Annotated in this window: 12 protein-coding genes; 8 read left to right on the top strand and 4 right to left on the bottom strand. The window is 63.4% G+C overall.

Features of this window, described 5'->3' with window-relative positions; genetic code table 11:
- Window positions 1–311 precede the first annotated feature (311 nt).
- Together AACH39_RS00615 and AACH39_RS00610 are read right to left on the bottom strand one after the other, a co-directional pair.
- Window positions 312–623 carry a PilZ domain-containing protein gene (locus tag AACH39_RS00615; RefSeq protein WP_252346060.1) on the bottom strand — a complete coding sequence of 104 codons (312 nt, stop codon included), beginning with the start codon at window positions 621–623 and terminating at the stop codon, window positions 312–314.
- Window positions 613–1167: an NUDIX hydrolase gene (locus AACH39_RS00610; RefSeq protein ID WP_338620682.1), complete on the bottom strand. Its 555-nt coding sequence runs from the start codon at window positions 1165–1167 to the stop codon at window positions 613–615. Before AACH39_RS00610 ends, AACH39_RS00615 begins: the two co-directional genes overlap by 11 nt.
- A gap of 358 nt (window positions 1168–1525) precedes the next feature.
- On the opposite strand from AACH39_RS00610, the gene AACH39_RS00605 reads away from it, so the two are divergent.
- Window positions 1526–3295 carry an acyl-CoA dehydrogenase C-terminal domain-containing protein gene (locus AACH39_RS00605; protein ID WP_215776814.1) on the top strand — a complete coding sequence of 590 codons (1770 nt, stop codon included), beginning with the start codon at window positions 1526–1528 and terminating at the stop codon, window positions 3293–3295.
- Between the two features lie 67 nt (window positions 3296–3362).
- Here the strand turns inward: AACH39_RS00605 and AACH39_RS00600 are convergent, their stop codons facing one another.
- Entirely contained in the window at window positions 3363–4031 is a 669-nt protein-coding gene (locus AACH39_RS00600) for a YecA family protein (protein ID WP_338620681.1), read from the bottom strand.
- A gap of 198 nt (window positions 4032–4229) precedes the next feature.
- Between AACH39_RS00600 and AACH39_RS00595 the strand changes: the two genes are divergently transcribed.
- From AACH39_RS00595 to AACH39_RS00565, 7 genes are all read left to right on the top strand, one after another.
- On the top strand, window positions 4230–4607 hold the full coding sequence (locus AACH39_RS00595) for a MerR family DNA-binding transcriptional regulator (RefSeq protein ID WP_215776818.1): 378 nt from the start codon (window positions 4230–4232) through the stop codon (window positions 4605–4607).
- Between the two features lie 105 nt (window positions 4608–4712).
- A complete protein-coding gene (locus AACH39_RS00590) occupies window positions 4713–5849 on the top strand; it encodes an isovaleryl-CoA dehydrogenase (RefSeq protein ID WP_215776820.1) in 1137 nt (378 codons plus the stop codon).
- A gap of 10 nt (window positions 5850–5859) precedes the next feature.
- Window positions 5860–7458, top strand: a complete 1599-nt coding sequence (locus AACH39_RS00585) for a carboxyl transferase domain-containing protein (protein ID WP_215776823.1) — start codon at window positions 5860–5862, stop codon at window positions 7456–7458.
- A gap of 7 nt (window positions 7459–7465) precedes the next feature.
- On the top strand, window positions 7466–8260 hold the full coding sequence (locus AACH39_RS00580; RefSeq protein ID WP_252346061.1) for an enoyl-CoA hydratase/isomerase family protein: 795 nt from the start codon (window positions 7466–7468) through the stop codon (window positions 8258–8260).
- Window positions 8257–10224, top strand: a complete 1968-nt coding sequence (locus AACH39_RS00575) for a biotin carboxylase N-terminal domain-containing protein (RefSeq protein WP_338620680.1) — start codon at window positions 8257–8259, stop codon at window positions 10222–10224. Before AACH39_RS00580 ends, AACH39_RS00575 begins: the two co-directional genes overlap by 4 nt.
- A 3-nt stretch (window positions 10225–10227) precedes the next feature.
- Entirely contained in the window at window positions 10228–11124 is an 897-nt protein-coding gene (locus AACH39_RS00570; RefSeq protein WP_215776828.1) for a hydroxymethylglutaryl-CoA lyase, read from the top strand.
- A gap of 27 nt (window positions 11125–11151) precedes the next feature.
- Window positions 11152–13110 carry an acetoacetate--CoA ligase gene (locus AACH39_RS00565; RefSeq protein ID WP_215776830.1) on the top strand — a complete coding sequence of 653 codons (1959 nt, stop codon included), beginning with the start codon at window positions 11152–11154 and terminating at the stop codon, window positions 13108–13110.
- A gap of 100 nt (window positions 13111–13210) precedes the next feature.
- On the opposite strand, the gene AACH39_RS00560 is transcribed toward AACH39_RS00565, so the two are convergent.
- The gene (locus AACH39_RS00560; protein ID WP_215776832.1) at window positions 13211–14842 is read right to left on the bottom strand and encodes a glycosyltransferase family 39 protein; all 1632 of its coding nucleotides are present in this window, start codon (window positions 14840–14842) and stop codon (window positions 13211–13213) included.
- Between the last annotated feature and the right edge of the window lie 6 nt (window positions 14843–14848).

Genomic DNA, 14848 nt, shown 5'->3' with positions numbered 1-14848 from the left:
TCTCTCCTGGCAAATTGCAGGGAAACGCAGGACTGCATCAAAGCACCCGGCGCCCCTTGCTCAACTTAGAGTGACTGCAGCAAATTCCGTTCTGTTTTTTTAGGGTATAGCACAATGACAGGCTGGTGACGCAAGCCGGAAAGCCCGATAAATCCGTCATTTCAGGCGGCAAACACCGCGACGGCAGGAAAAATCACTGAAGAAACAAAAACAAAGGCACGAAACACAAAGCGAAAAAAATTTGCAACCGTTGCAAGGTCGGGCAAATGTCAAAGACATGATCCAGAGGACGGAATCATGACGTTATCACCTCAACGACGGGTGAGAATCTTGGCGCCGATCTCGTAGAGACGGTGACGCTCCAGCTCGTTGCAGCGGCGAACCTCAACCTCGGCTTCGAAAGGACGACCGGGCACGCTGCCCACGGATGGCGTCAACACCAGCACCATCAGGTGCTCGCCATACTGCGGCACGTAAGAGGTATGCAGCGCGATGCCGTCGACCGAGATGTCGGCACACTCGCCGTAGTGGGTTTCACCGGTATGCAGCGACTTGATGCGGGCCTTGCAGCGCATCGAGACCCGGCGCGAACCGCGCCGGTTATGGTGGGAATCAAACGGCACCGGGCATTCTCCCTTCAAGATAAGCCTGCAGCCAGTACAGGCCGACCAGGCTCTTGCTGTCGCAGATGGCTCCGTTCAGGGTCATGGCGGTCACTTCTGCCAGCGGCAGGGTCACCACCTCGAGAAACTCGCCGTCATCCAGCTGACGGGCAGACTGGCTCAGCCCGCGAGCCAGGAAATAGTGGATCTGTTCATCGGCATAACCGATGCAGGGATGTGCGGTTCCGAGGAAGACCCACTCGCGCGCCACATAGCCGGTTTCCTCCAGCAGCTCGCGCCGGCCGCAGGCCTCGTGCGACTCTCCCTGGTCCAGCTTGCCGGCCGGAATCTCCAGGAACTCGCGCCCCGAGGGATAGCGGTATTGCCGTTCCAGCACCACCTGCTGATCATCGGTGAGCGCCAGCACCGCGACGGCCCCGGGGTGACGGATATACTCACGCCAGCCCTCGCTGCCATCCGGCAGTTGAATCCGATCGCGTCGCACCTTGAGGAAGCCGCCCTCGAACACCAGCTGCGAATCAATCATCTTCTCGGTCAAATCCACGGCAACCCTTTCAAACCAAAAGCAAAAACCGTTCGATACAGCGATGCGCCATTGTACCGAGGCAAGCCAGCGACAAACACAAAATATTGAGTTCATTCTAGGACATGAACGCCAGATGTGCCGAAACCCAGCAAAAATGGTCTCTGGCGGCCAGTGCAAAAATACAACGCTGGCTCCCCCTCGCCCCCCCTCCCCGATGTCATATAACACTTGTCAAAGCAGCGGAAATAAATTAAACAAACGTTTGAATCAATTCCGGCGAGCGCGACCACGCCACAAGACAGCCCGAGCTGCATGCGACCGCGACCGCCCCGACTGAAGGCGCCCTGCCCAACCACAGCAAGACCAGGAGAAACTGATGCCCGCTTATCAAGCCCCGCTGCGCGATTTCGACTTTGTACTGAACGAACTGTTTGCCGTGCAGCAAACCCTGAAGACCCTGCCGGGCTACGAGGACATGGACAAGGAAACCCTGGCCTCCTACCTGGAGGCCGCGGCCACCTTCTGTGAAAACGAACTGGCACCGCTCAACCGTCAGGGCGATGAGCAAGGCTGCCAGTTCGACCCGGCCACGCACAGCGTCACCACGCCGACCGGCTTCGCCGATGCCTACAGGCAATATTGCGAGCTCGGCTTCCCGGCACTGGACTGCGACCCGCAATATGGCGGACTGGGCATGCCGAAGATCCTCGCCTTCCCGGCCATGGAGATGCTCTGCTCGGCCAACGTCGCCTGGTCGATGTACCCCGGTCTGTCGCATGGCGCCTACGCCGCGATCCACGCCCATGGCACCAGCGAACAGAAGAACCAGTACCTGCCCAGGCTGGTCGATGGCAGCTGGACCGGCACCATGTGCCTGACTGAACCGCACTGCGGTACCGATCTGGGCCTGCTGAAAACCCGCGCCGAGCCGAATGGTGACGGCAGCTTTGCCATCACCGGCACCAAGATCTTCATCTCCGCCGGCGAGCACGACCTGGCGGGCAACATCATCCACCTGGTGCTGGCCCGTCTGCCGGATGCGCCGAAAGACGTGAAGGGCATCTCGCTGTTCATCGTGCCCAAGTTCCACGAAGACGGCAGCCGCAACCCGGTCTTCTGCGGCAGCCTGGAGCACAAGATGGGCATCCGCGCCAACGCCACGGCCGTGCTCAACTTCGAAGGGGCCCGCGGCTACCTGCTGGGCGAACCGAACAAGGGTCTGGCCTGCATGTTCACCATGATGAACGCCGCGCGCCTGGGCTGCGGCATGCAGGGCCTGGGACTGGGTGAAGCCTCCTATCAGGGCGCGCTGACCTATGCCAAAGACCGCCTGCAGATGCGGGCACTCAATGGCCCGAAGGCACCGGAAAAAGCCGCCGACCCGATCATTGTGCATCCGGACGTGCGCCGCATGCTGCTGACCCAAAAGGCTTACACCGAGGCCGGCCGAGCCCTGACCACCTTCCTGGCGCTGCAGCTGGATATCGAGGAGAAGCATCCGGATGCCGATGCCCGCAAAGCCGCTGCCGACCTGGTCGCCCTGCTGACCCCGGTCGCCAAGGCCTTCATGACCGACAATGGCTTCAGCGCCACCAACCTGGGGGTACAGGTCTTCGGCGGTCATGGCTACATCCGCGAATGGGGCATGGAACAACTGGTGCGCGATTGCCGTATTGCCCAGCTCTACGAGGGCACCAACGGCATCCAGGCGCTGGATCTGCTGGCACGCAAGGTGCTGTCCGATCAGGGCGCCAAGCTGCGCCAGTTCTCCGGCCTGATCCAGCAGTTCCTCAAGGAAAGCCAGGATCGTGCCGAACTGACCGAATTCACCGCCCCGCTGGTGCAACTGATGAAAGAAGTCGGGGAAGTCAGCGTCAAGATCGGCATGGCCGCCATGCAGGACAAGGATGAAGTCGGTGCCGCGGCAACCGACTATCTGCGCCTGATCGGCCACCTGACCTATGCCTGGCTGTGGGCACGCATGGCCGCCGTGTCCTTTGGCCAGGACGACGACTTCCACAAGGGCAAGATCGCCACCGCCCGCTTCTACTTTGCCAAGCTGCTGCCGGAAACCCACAGCCTGCTGGCCCAGCTGAAGACTGGCGCCAAGCCGCTGATGAAGGACACCGACTTCGCCCTGCAGTAAGCCGGTTCTTTCACAACAAAAATGCCCCGCACACTGTGCGGGGCATTTTCATGACCGGCCGAGAGCGTTACTCGTCCTTGCCGCAGCACGCCTTGTACTTCTTGCCGCTGCCGCACGGGCAGGGATCGTTGCGGCCCACCTTGTCTCCTTCACGGCGGATGGTGGCCGGCGCATTGGCCTTGGCATGCCAGTAATTGAACACCGCCTGCACGGCATCCGGCAGCTGGTCGCGGAAATCGTCCAGTTCTTCCGGACTGAAATCCACCAGATCGTCGCCGTCGTCTTCCTCGAACATGCCGCCCAGCGCCATCACCGGCAGCAGCAGCTCCTCGAAACCCTCGTCGTCGGCCTTGTCGAACCAGTCGGTCGGCACGCTGTCGAGGGCATACAGATAGGCATTGCACCAGGGCCAGTAATCGGCCTCGTCCGAGTCTTCCTCGGCATACAGGATCAGGTCCAGCGGCGCTTTCGCGGCCAGGGCATCCGCCGTGGCGTGGTAGAGCTTTTCCAGCAGGGTCTGCAACTCGGCCTTGTCGGCCTCGTTGGCAAAGGCCGGCGCATCGCCCAGCACTTCCGACCACCAGAACGAAGCCGGTACTTCATCCGGGCCGCTGATCAGCGCCGCGAAAAAGCCTTGCACCTCATCCGGACGCATGGTGCTGCCTGCGGCAGACAGCGGATTGAGCAGATGTTCCAGGCGAGCCAGGTCTTGATCGTCGAATACGGTGGCACTCATGATGCTTCCTCGGTGAAGGGTTGGGGCGAATTGTAGCCAATAACGCCGCCGCTTGTGGGACATTCGTCAAATATCATTGTCATGGCGCATGGGCAGGCCACCGGCAATGGCAAAATTTGCGCTTTGGCCGCCATCACTTAAGATTAAACGCTACAATCGCGCCCTGAGACCGGGCAAACCGGCAAAGCAGAGAAAAACATGGAACAGGACACTTACACCATCTCCGAACTGGCCCGCGACCTGGACGTCACCGCGCGCACCATCCGCTTCTACGAAGAACAGGGGCTGATCGAACCAGAGCGCCGGGGACAGCAGCGCATCTTCACCCGCCGCGACCGCGCACGGCTGAAACTGATCCTGCGCGGCAAGCGCATCGGCCTGTCGCTGGCCGAAATCCGCGAAATTCTCGACCTCTACCAGCGCGCCCGCGACGAAGCACAACAATCCCATCTGCTGCTGCAACTGCTGACCGAACGCCGCGACCAGCTGCTGCGCCAGCGCCAGGACATCGACGAAGTCCTGCAGGAAATCGACGTTCTGTCGGCCCATTGCCGCGAGGTCATCGCCAGCATCTGAGTCCCTGAAGTACACGCTGCTCCGCCCGCGGTCCACGCCGAATACGTATTGACGTTTACGTAAACGTAATGGATGATTAATGCATACACCACAGGGAGAGACACCATGGATCAGCAAAGCCTCGACATGCTGCGAGACAGCGTGCGCGATTTCGCCACGCAGGAAATTGCCCCGCGCGCCGCCGACATCGATCGCGATAATCTGTTTCCGGCCGACCTGTGGCGCAAGATGGGAGACCTGGGTCTCCTGGGCATCACGGTCTCCGAGGCTTTCGGCGGCAGCGAACTGGGCTATTTGGCGCAGATCGTGGCAATGGAAGAAATCAGCCGCGCCTCGGCTTCGGTCGGTCTGTCCTACGGCGCGCACGCCAATCTGTGCGTCAACCAGATCTTCCGCAATGGCAACGAAGCACAGAAACGCCGTTTCCTGCCCAAACTGATCAGCGGTGAGCATGTCGGGGCGCTGGCGATGTCCGAGCCCAATGCCGGATCCGACGTCGTCAGCATGCAGCTCAAGGCCCGCGAGGACGGTGATCACTATGTGCTCAACGGTTCGAAGATGTGGATCACCAACGGGGGCGACGCCGATGTGCTGGTGATCTACGCCAAGACCTCGGACCGGGACATCACCGCCTTCCTGGTAGAGAAAGGCATGCCGGGCTTCTCCTTCGGCAACAAGCTGGACAAGCTGGGCATGCGCGGCTCCAACACCTACCCGCTGTTCTTCGACGAAGTCCGCGTGCCGCGTGCCAATGTACTGGGCGAAGTCGGCGGCGGCGTCAAAGTCCTGATGAGTGGTCTGGACTACGAACGCGCCGTGCTGGCAGCCGGCCCACTGGGCATCATGCAAGCCTGTCTGGACCTGGCCCTGCCCTACCTGAAGGAACGCAAGCAGTTCGGTCGTGCCATCGGCGATTTCCAGCTGATGCAGGGCAAACTGGCCGATATGTATGTCTCGCTTTCAGCCACCCGCGCCTACGTCTACTCGGTCGGTACGGCGCTGGACAATGGTCTGGAAGGCCGCGTAGTACGCAAAGATGCCGCCGGCGCCATCCTGTTCGCGGCCGAGAAGGCCACGCAGATGGCGCTGGAAACCATTCAGTGCCTGGGGGGCAACGGCTATATCAACGACTTCCCGGCCGGCCGCCTGCTGCGCGATGCCAAGCTGTATGAAATCGGCGCCGGCACCAGCGAAATCCGCCGCTGGCTGATCGGTCGCGAACTGATGGCCGAACAAGGCTGAAGGAGCTGCCATGGCCATCCTGGAAACCACGCTGTCCCCGCAGTCTGCCGACTTTCAGGCCAATAGCGCCGCCATGCGCGCGCTGGTCGACGATCTGCAGCAGAAACTGGCGCAAGTGGCACAGGGAGGGGGGGCGAGTGCCGCTGCCAGGCACACCGCACGCGGCAAGATGCTGGTGCGCGAGCGCATCGACCATCTGCTGGACGCCGACTCGCCCTTTCTCGAGCTGTCACCGCTGGCGGCCTTCGACATGTACAACAACGACGCCCCGGCAGCCGGCATGGTGTGCGGTATCGGCCGGGTCAGCGGCGTGGAGTGCATGATTGTCGCCAACGACGCCACGGTCAAAGGCGGCACCTACTACCCGATGACCGTCAAAAAGCATCTGCGTGCTCAGGAAATCGCGCTGGAGAACCGCCTGCCCTGCCTTTACCTGGTCGATTCCGGCGGTGCCTTCCTGCCGCTGCAGGACGAAGTGTTTCCCGACCGCGATCACTTTGGCCGCATCTTTTATAACCAGGCCAACCTGTCGGCGGCCGGCATCGCCCAGATCGCCGTGGTGATGGGTTCCTGTACCGCAGGCGGCGCCTATGTACCGGCCATGAGCGATGAAACCATCATCGTGCGCAACCAGGGCACGATTTTCCTCGGCGGCCCGCCACTGGTCCGTGCGGCGACGGGTGAGGTGGTCAGCGCCGAAGACCTGGGCGGTGCCGACGTACACACCCGGCTGTCCGGCGTCGCCGACTATCTGGCGGAAAACGATGGCCATGCCCTGGCACTGGCACGCCAGATCGTCGCCAGCCTCAACTGGCGCAAGCAGGGCGAGCTGGACCGCATCGCCGCCCGCGCACCACGCCGCCCGGCCAGCGAGCTGTACGGGGTGATTCCCTGCGACAGCAAAAAACCCTTTGATGTCCGCGAGATCATCCTGCGCCTGGTGGACGACTCTGATTTCGACGAGTTCAAGCGTAACTACGGCACCACCCTGGTCACCGGCTTTGCCCGGCTCAACGGCTTTCGCGTCGGCCTCATCGCCAACAACGGCATCCTGTTCTCCGAGTCGGCACTCAAGGGCAGCCACTTCATCGAGCTGTGCTGCCAGCGCGGCATCCCGCTGATCTTCCTGCAGAACATCACCGGCTTCATGGTCGGCCGCAAGGCGGAAAATGCCGGTATCGCCCGGGACGGCGCCAAGCTGGTCAATGCGGTCGCCTGCGCCCGGGTGCCGAAGTTCACCGTACTGATCGGCGGCAGCTTCGGCGCCGGCAACTATGGCATGTGCGGACGAGCCTTCGGGCCGCGCTTCCTGTGGATGTGGCCCAACAGCCGCATCTCGGTCATGGGCGGCGAGCAGGCCGCCGGAGTGCTGGCCCAGGTCAAGCGCGACCAGCTGGGCGATGCCTGGCGTGCCGAGGACGAAGCCGCCTTCAAGGCACCGATCCGTGAACAGTACGAAAAGCAGGGGCACCCCTACTACGCCAGCGCCCGCCTGTGGGATGACGGCGTGATTGACCCGGCCCAGACACGCGAAGTCCTGGCCCTGGCGCTGGATGCCAGCCTGAATGCCCCGATCGAGAGCACACGCTTTGGCGTGTTCCGTATGTGAGGCCATCATGAGTGACACACTGCAACTGGAACGGCGCGGCAACCAGGCATGGATCTGGCTGTCCCGCCCCGAGGTGCACAACGCCTTCAACCCGGCGCTGATTCTGGAACTGACCGATACCCTGGCTAACCTGCAAAACCAGCCCGAGGTACGGGTTATCGTCCTGGCCTCGCAAGGCAAGAGCTTCTGTGCCGGCGCCGACCTGAACTGGATGAAAAGTGCCGGTGAACTGGGAGACGCCGAGAATCTGGCCGATGCCCAGCGGCTGGCACGCCTGTTCCGCACCCTGTACCGCTCGAACAAGCCGGTCATCGCCCGTATTCAGGGCGCTGCCCTGGGCGGCGGCATGGGCCTGGTCGCCGCCTGCGATATCGCCGTTTGCACGCCGGCAGCACGCTTTGCCCTTTCGGAAGTGCGCCTCGGACTGATTCCAGCCGTCATCGGCCCCTATGTCGCCGAAGCCATCGGCGTACGCCAGGCGCGTCGCTATGCCCTGACCGCCGAAACCCTGGACGCCGCCCGGGCACTGAAGCTGGGCCTGGTGCACGAAGTGGTCGAAGACAGTGCCCTGGACAGTACCGTCAGCCATCTGGCGGAACACATCGTGAGGGGCGGACCGGAAGCCCTGAGCCAGGCCAAGGCCCTGCTGCGCAATCTGATCGAAGGCGGTCCGGGCGATGACGAGGTGCTCGACGACTGCGCACGGCGCATTGCCATGCTGCGCCGAGGCCCGGAAGCACGCGAAGGGCTGCAGGCCTTCCTCGACAAACGACCGCCACACTGGCAGGGAGAATCGGCATGATCCGCAAGCTGCTGATCGCCAATCGCGGCGAAATTGCCTGTCGCGTGATCCGAACCGCCCGCAACATGGGCATCCAGACCGTCGCCGTGCATGTGGCCGCCGATGCCGCCGCCCCCTTCGTGCAACAGGCCGATCAGGCCTGGCATCTGACCTCAGACAGCTACCTGGACATCTCCGGCATTCTCGCCATCGCACGCCAATGCGGCGTGGATGCCATCCATCCCGGTTATGGCTTCCTGTCGGAGAACGCCGAATTCGCCCGCGCCTGCCGCGAGGCCGGCATCCTGTTCATCGGCCCGCGCGAACCGGCGCTGGCCACCATGGGCTCCAAATCCGCCGCCAAAGCGCTGCTGGCCCCCAGCGGCATACCATTGGTCCCCGGCTACCACGGCGACAATCAGGACCCGGCCCTGCTGGCGGCCGAGGCCGACCGCATTGGTTACCCGGTGCTGATCAAGGCCAGTGCAGGGGGCGGCGGCAAGGGCATGCGCATCGTTCAGCAGGCCGGCGATTTCGCCGCCGCCCTCGCCTCCTGCCAGCGCGAAGCCCGCGCGAGCTTTGGTGATGACCGCGTACTGATCGAGAAATATCTCAGCGCACCGCGCCATATCGAAATCCAGGTCTTTGCCGACAGCCATGGCCAGTGCGTCTACCTGTTTGAGCGTGACTGCTCGGTGCAACGCCGACACCAAAAGGTGCTGGAAGAAGCCCCGGCCCCCGGGCTGAGCGAGGCCATGCGCCGCGCCATGGGCGAGACTGCCTGCCGGGTCGCACGGGCCGTCGACTATCTGGGTGCCGGCACGGTCGAATTCATCGTCGATGGTCAAAGCGGCGACTATTACTTCATGGAGATGAATACCCGCCTGCAGGTTGAGCATCCGGTCACCGAAATGATCACCGGCCAGGACCTGGTCGCCTGGCAGATCCGCGTGGCGCAAGGCGAACCCCTGCCGCTGCGCCAGGATGAGCTGACACGACACGGCCATGCCATCGAAGCCCGCCTGTACGCCGAAGACCCGCAGACTGGCTTCCTGCCCTCCTGCGGACGCCTGCTGCACCTGCAGACCCCGGTGCCGTGCGATTGGCTGCGCATCGATAGTGGCGTGGTCGCCGGCGACACCATCACCCCGCTGTTCGACCCGATGCTGGCCAAGCTGATCGTCTGGGGACCGACCCGCGCCGAAGCCCTGGCGCGGCTCGATCAGGCCCTGGCGGCGTATCAGGTCGCAGGCGTCGCCACCAACTTTGCCTTCCTGCGCAAAATTGTTACTCATTCAGCATTTGCCGACGGTATAGTGGATACCGGGTTCATCGAACGCTACCAGGCCGAGCTGTTGCCGGCACCGGCGGCGCCAGCAGCCGAAGCGCTGGCACTGCTGGCACTGGCCGACAGCCTGGCCGCTGCGCCGGGTGGCGATGGCCCCTGGGATGGTTCCCTCCCCGGCTGGCGCCTGGGCGGCGCGGCACAACGCCAAAGCCGGCAGTACCAGTGGCGCGAACACACCCTGCCGGTCGTGCTGCAACGTCGCGGCCATGAATGCCTGCTGCAGATCAGCGATGTCACCCTGCGCGCCGAGGCCGTACAGTGGCGCGATGGCGTGATCAGCGCCCGCCTCGGCGGCCGGCGTTGCCAGGCGACCGTGCTGCAGCGCGAGCAGCAGCGCATTGTGTTTTACCAGGGCGAGACCCTGACACTGACATGGGTCGACCCGCTGGCCGCCAATGAGGGCCATCAGCACGGCAGCGGCCACCTGCGGGCGCCGATGCCCGGCCGGGTGGTGGCGCTGTGTGCCGAGATCGGCGCCAGGGTCCGCAAGGGCCAGGCCCTGCTGATCATGGAGGCGATGAAAATGGAGCACACCCTGTTCGCCCCGGCGGATGGTCAGGTCAGTGCCTATCATTTCACCCCCGGACAGCAGGTCGAAGAAGGTGTCGATCTGCTGGATTTCGAAGCACAGGACTGAAACATGAGCGATCAGGTCAGGATTGTGGAAGTCGGGCCGCGAGACGGTCTGCAAAATGAAAGCCGCCCCCTCCGTGTCGAGCAGCGGCTGGCCCTGATCCGGCGACTGGCCGAAGCCGGATTGCCGGTCATCGAGGCCGGTGCCATGGTCTCCCCGGCGCGGGTGCCGCAGATGGCTCAGTCCGATGCGGTGCTGACACAGCTCCCCCTCGACGGCACGCAACGCTATCCGGTACTGGTGCCCAATCTGAAAGGGCTGGAAGCCGCGCTGACCGCCGGTGCGCGCGACATCGCCGTCTTCGGCTCCGCCAGTGAAACCTTCAGCCAGCGCAACATCCAGTGCAGCATCGCCGAAAGCCTGCAACGCTTCGAGGCCGTCATTGAACAGGCACGCGAGCGGGGTATCCGGGTACGAGGCTATGTCTCCTGTGTGGCAGGCTGCCCCTATGAGGGTGAGATTGCCCCCGACAAGGTCGCCCAGGTGGCCCATGCGCTCTATCAGATGGGCTGCGAAGAAATCTCGCTGGGAGACACGATCGGTTGCGGTACCCCGGGCAGTATTCTGGCCATGCTCGATGCCGTGGGCCGCCGAGTCCCCATGCGCCAGCTGGCCGGCCATTATCACGACACCCGCGGCATGGCGCTGGCGAATATCTATGCCTCGCTGCAGGCCGGCGTTCGCTGCTTCGACGCCTCGGTCGGCGGACTGGGCGGATGCCCTTACGCCGAAGGTGCTTCGGGCAATGTGGCCACGGAAGAGCTGGTTTACCTGCTGCACGGCCTCGGCTACCGCACCGGTATCACGCTGAGCGCCCTGATCGACACCGCCTGGTGGATCGGCGAATTACTGGGCAGTGCGCCACGCAGCAAGCTGGCGCTGGCCATGAAACCCCAACACTGACGCACTAGACCATTTCCAGGAGCTGGGATGATGCAAGATCTGCCGCTGTGGGAACCGAGTCCGGCCAGGCTGGCCGGCTCACATCTGACCGCCTTTACCCGTCTGGCACGAACCCGCTGGAACCAGCATTTGCCCGACTATGATGCCCTGTGGCAGTACAGCATCGACCATCCGGCGCGTTTCTGGTCACTGGTGTGGGACTACTGCGGCGTGATAGGCGACAAGGGCGCCCAGGCGCTGATCCACGGCGACAGCATGCAGTCAGCACGCTTCTTCCCCGAAGCCAGGCTGAACTATGCCGAAAACCTGCTGCGCCGGCGCGATGAAGCGCTGGCCGTGGTGTTCTGGGGAGAAGACAAGGTGCAGCGCCAGTGGAGCTGGCGCGAACTGTACGAACAGGTGTCACGGCTGCAGCAAGCGCTGCGCGCCGAGGGGATCCGTCCCGGCGACCGGGTCGCCGGCTGGCTGCCCAACCTGCCGGAAACCTTGGCGGCCATGCTGGCCGCCACGAGTCTCGGCGCCATCTGGACCAGTTGCTCGCCGGACTTCGGCGTCGATGCGGCACTGGACCGCTTCGGCCAGACCCGACCCAGCGTTCTGTTCTGTGCCGATGGCTACTGGTACAACGGCAAAGCCTTCGATTACCGCGACAAACTGGCGCATCTGGCCGGCGAGCTGCCCTCGCTGAACCGCATCGTGGTCGTACCCTATCTGGACAATGCCAATGCCGTGGCCCGCGCACTGCCCGGCGGCATCACCCTCGACGATCTGGTCGCCCCCTACCCGGCCTGTGACATCACCTTCGAGCGTGTCGCCTTCCATCACCCGCTGTTCATTCTGTATTCCAGCGGCACGACCGGCAAACCCAAGTGCATCGTGCATGGCAGTGGCGGGACGCTGCTGCAGCACATGAAAGAACATCAGCTGCATGGCGACTTGCACAAACAGGACCGGCTGTTCTACTTCACCACCTGCGGCTGGATGATGTGGAACTGGCAAATGAGCGCCCTGGCCAGTGGAGCGACCCTGCTGCTCTACGATGGCTCACCCTTTGCCGCCGCCGGCGATGTGCTGTGGCAATACGCCGAAACCGCCGCCGCCACCCATTTCGGCGTCTCGGCCAAATTCATCGACAGCACCCGCAAACTGGGCCTGGTTCCGAGAGAGCGCCATGATTTCCCCTCACTGCGCACCCTCTTTTCCACCGGTTCGCCATTGATGCCGGAAGGCTTCGACTGGGTCTACCAGTCGGTCAAGCGCGACCTCAACCTGGCGTCGATCTCCGGTGGCACGGATATCGTGTCCTGCTTTGCCCTGGGCTCGGCCAATCTGCCGGTATGGCGCGGCGAGCTGCAGTGCCGCGGGCTGGGCATGGCCGTCGAGGTGTTCGACGAGCACGGGACCATCCTGCGCGAACAGAAAGGCGAGCTGGTCTGCACCCGCCCCTTCCCGTCCATGCCGGTCGCTTTCTGGAATGACGAGGACGGCAGCGCCCTGCGCCGCGCCTACTTCAACCGCTTCCCCAATGTCTGGGCGCATGGCGACTTCGCCGAAATCACCGCCCACAACGGCATGATCATCCATGGCCGCTCCGATGCGGTTCTCAACCCCGGTGGCGTTCGCATCGGTACGGCGGAAATCTATCGTCAGGTCGAAGCCTTTGATGAGGTGGAAGAAGCGCTGGCGGTGGGCCAGCAATGGCAGGACGATGAGCGAGTGATTCTGTTCGTGCGCCTGGCACGCGGGTTCCATCTCGATGAGGCGCTGGCAGCCCGGCTGCGCGAACGCATCCGTGAAGGCGCCAGCCCGCGCCACGTACCGGCCCATATTGTGGCCATCGCCGATATTCCGCGCACCGCCAATGGCAAGATTGCCGAACTGGCGGTGAAGCATGTCCTGCACCAACAACCGGTGCAAAACCTTGGCGCCCTGGCCAACCCGGAATCCCTGAAGCTGTACGAAAACCTGGCCATCCTGCGCACTTGATTCAAGACGCAAGCAGGGGGTCAGGTCTTGAATTTTGCGGCCTGCTGCAAAATTCAAGACCTGACCCCCTGCTTGCTGCCCTCGTCTCTGTCAGACCTGGCTAGTGGGCTCGCCGGCGTTCCAGAACGAAAATCTCGTCGTCTTCCCGCGGGCGGCTGCCTTGCCAGATCACCTGCCAGGCCGGATCAGGCAGAATGCTGCGCGGGCGGATGATCAGCCGCAATTCGCAAGCGGACTCGCGCAAGGACAGGTTCATCCCGGCATAGTATTGCCAGCTCACCCGTCCCATCAGATTGCCTACCCCGGTGGAGACACAGCCGGCATCCGCCGGCAGGTGGCGTACCATGTCGACCACCACCGGGCGATAACTCTTGAGGGCATCCAGCCAGGGCAGCCAGAGGCTGCCGATCAGCCCCCACAGCAGGGTGAGGCCGGCAGCCCAGTTGGTGACCGCCTGGCGGCCGCGCAGATTGCGCCGCGTCAGGGCCCAGATCCAGACCAGTGTGGCAAACAGGCCGCACAGCGCCATGGCCACCGATACATGCGGTACATAGTAGGGGCTGAAATAATGTGCCCGTCCGGCCAGTCGCTCCGGCCAGCCAAAGTTCATTGCCGCCCAGCCAAACCAGACCAGCAGGCCGAAAAAGCCAAAGGTCATCAGGGCAAACCAGTTCAACGCCGCCGCGGCCCCGCGACGCAGGGTATCCAGCTCGATCGCAGCCATCAGCGCCAGGGGCAGCAGGAGTGGCATGGTGTTCTTGGTGGCCTGCATGCCGGACAGGGTCAACAGGATGATGATCACGGCAAAGAACAAACCCGGCAGCTGCATCATCGGCTTGTCAAAATGACGACGGCGATAGAGCGTCCACCCCGCCAGCGGCCAGGCAGGCCAGGCATACCACAGCGCGGTTTTCAGGTAATAACCCGAGTCATGGAAGAAGTCCGGACGGGAAAATCCGGCCAGTTCACCCAGGGCATAATCGTGCCACCACAGATCGAACAGTGCCGGATAGTAGCGGGCAAAGGCCACCGGCCAGACCAGCAACAGGGGCAAGCCGAACAGCAGGGCCATGGTCACCGTGATGGCATAACGCTTGTTGCGCCAGGCCGGAAACAGCGGCAGGAGCAGTACCACGGACCAGAGCAGCATCAGATCCAGCAGACTGGAGGACAGGAACAGCACCGTACTGGCCAGGCCCAGCAGGGCGCCGGACAGTGCCGGCAGGCGCAGGCACAGAGCCAGCGCGTAGAAGGCGGCCGCATAACCGGTAAAACTGGCCACGCTGGAGGTCATCTGGTGACCGGTTTCCACCAGACCGATGCAGCCGATCAGAATCAGCACGGCACTGCGGCCGTGCCGCCGTCCGATGAGCTCCCGTGCCGCCCCGCCGACACAAGTCAGCGCCAGCGCCATGAATAACGGGGTCGCCAGCCGCGCCGCATCGTGCGCCGGCAGCAGCCAGGGCGAGAACAGCCGCACGAAGAAGCTGGCCACCCAGTAATACAGCGGGGGATTGCTCAGCCAGGGCTCGCCCTGGAACGTGGGCACCAGCCAGTGGCCATGGGCCAGCATGTCCTGCACCACCGCCAGCACGAACGGCTCGTCCGGCTTCCAGGGGTCATGGCCGATAATGGCCGGCCACAGCCAGATGAACGCCAGCAGCAGGAGCACCCAGGGCTTTTCGGTCGGGCGCGGCAGATTGTTCTGGTGATCAGGGGAATAGGTCAGCATGCGATG

It is taken from the genome of Paludibacterium flexuosum (assembly GCF_037076605.1).
GTDB lineage: Bacteria > Pseudomonadota > Gammaproteobacteria > Burkholderiales > Chromobacteriaceae > Paludibacterium.
The sequence above is the reverse complement of the archived record's forward strand: the minus strand, read 5'-3'. Positions and strand labels throughout refer to the sequence as shown.

What these genes read in the sequence shown, in the direction of transcription:
- AACH39_RS00590 (WP_215776820.1), top strand. Translation starts at nt 4,713, where the DNA reads ATGGATCAGCAAAGCCTCGACATGCTGCGAGACAGCGTGCGCGATTTC.
- AACH39_RS00600 (WP_338620681.1), bottom strand. Translation starts at nt 4,031, where the DNA reads ATGAGTGCCACCGTATTCGACGATCAAGACCTGGCTCGCCTGGAACAT.
- AACH39_RS00570 (WP_215776828.1), top strand. Translation starts at nt 10,228, where the DNA reads ATGAGCGATCAGGTCAGGATTGTGGAAGTCGGGCCGCGAGACGGTCTG.
- AACH39_RS00595 (WP_215776818.1), top strand. Translation starts at nt 4,230, where the DNA reads ATGGAACAGGACACTTACACCATCTCCGAACTGGCCCGCGACCTGGAC.
- AACH39_RS00565 (WP_215776830.1), top strand. Translation starts at nt 11,152, where the DNA reads ATGATGCAAGATCTGCCGCTGTGGGAACCGAGTCCGGCCAGGCTGGCC.
- AACH39_RS00585 (WP_215776823.1), top strand. Translation starts at nt 5,860, where the DNA reads ATGGCCATCCTGGAAACCACGCTGTCCCCGCAGTCTGCCGACTTTCAG.
- AACH39_RS00560 (WP_215776832.1), bottom strand. Translation starts at nt 14,842, where the DNA reads ATGCTGACCTATTCCCCTGATCACCAGAACAATCTGCCGCGCCCGACC.
- AACH39_RS00580 (WP_252346061.1), top strand. Translation starts at nt 7,466, where the DNA reads ATGAGTGACACACTGCAACTGGAACGGCGCGGCAACCAGGCATGGATC.
- AACH39_RS00605 (WP_215776814.1), top strand. Translation starts at nt 1,526, where the DNA reads ATGCCCGCTTATCAAGCCCCGCTGCGCGATTTCGACTTTGTACTGAAC.
- AACH39_RS00575 (WP_338620680.1), top strand. Translation starts at nt 8,257, where the DNA reads ATGATCCGCAAGCTGCTGATCGCCAATCGCGGCGAAATTGCCTGTCGC.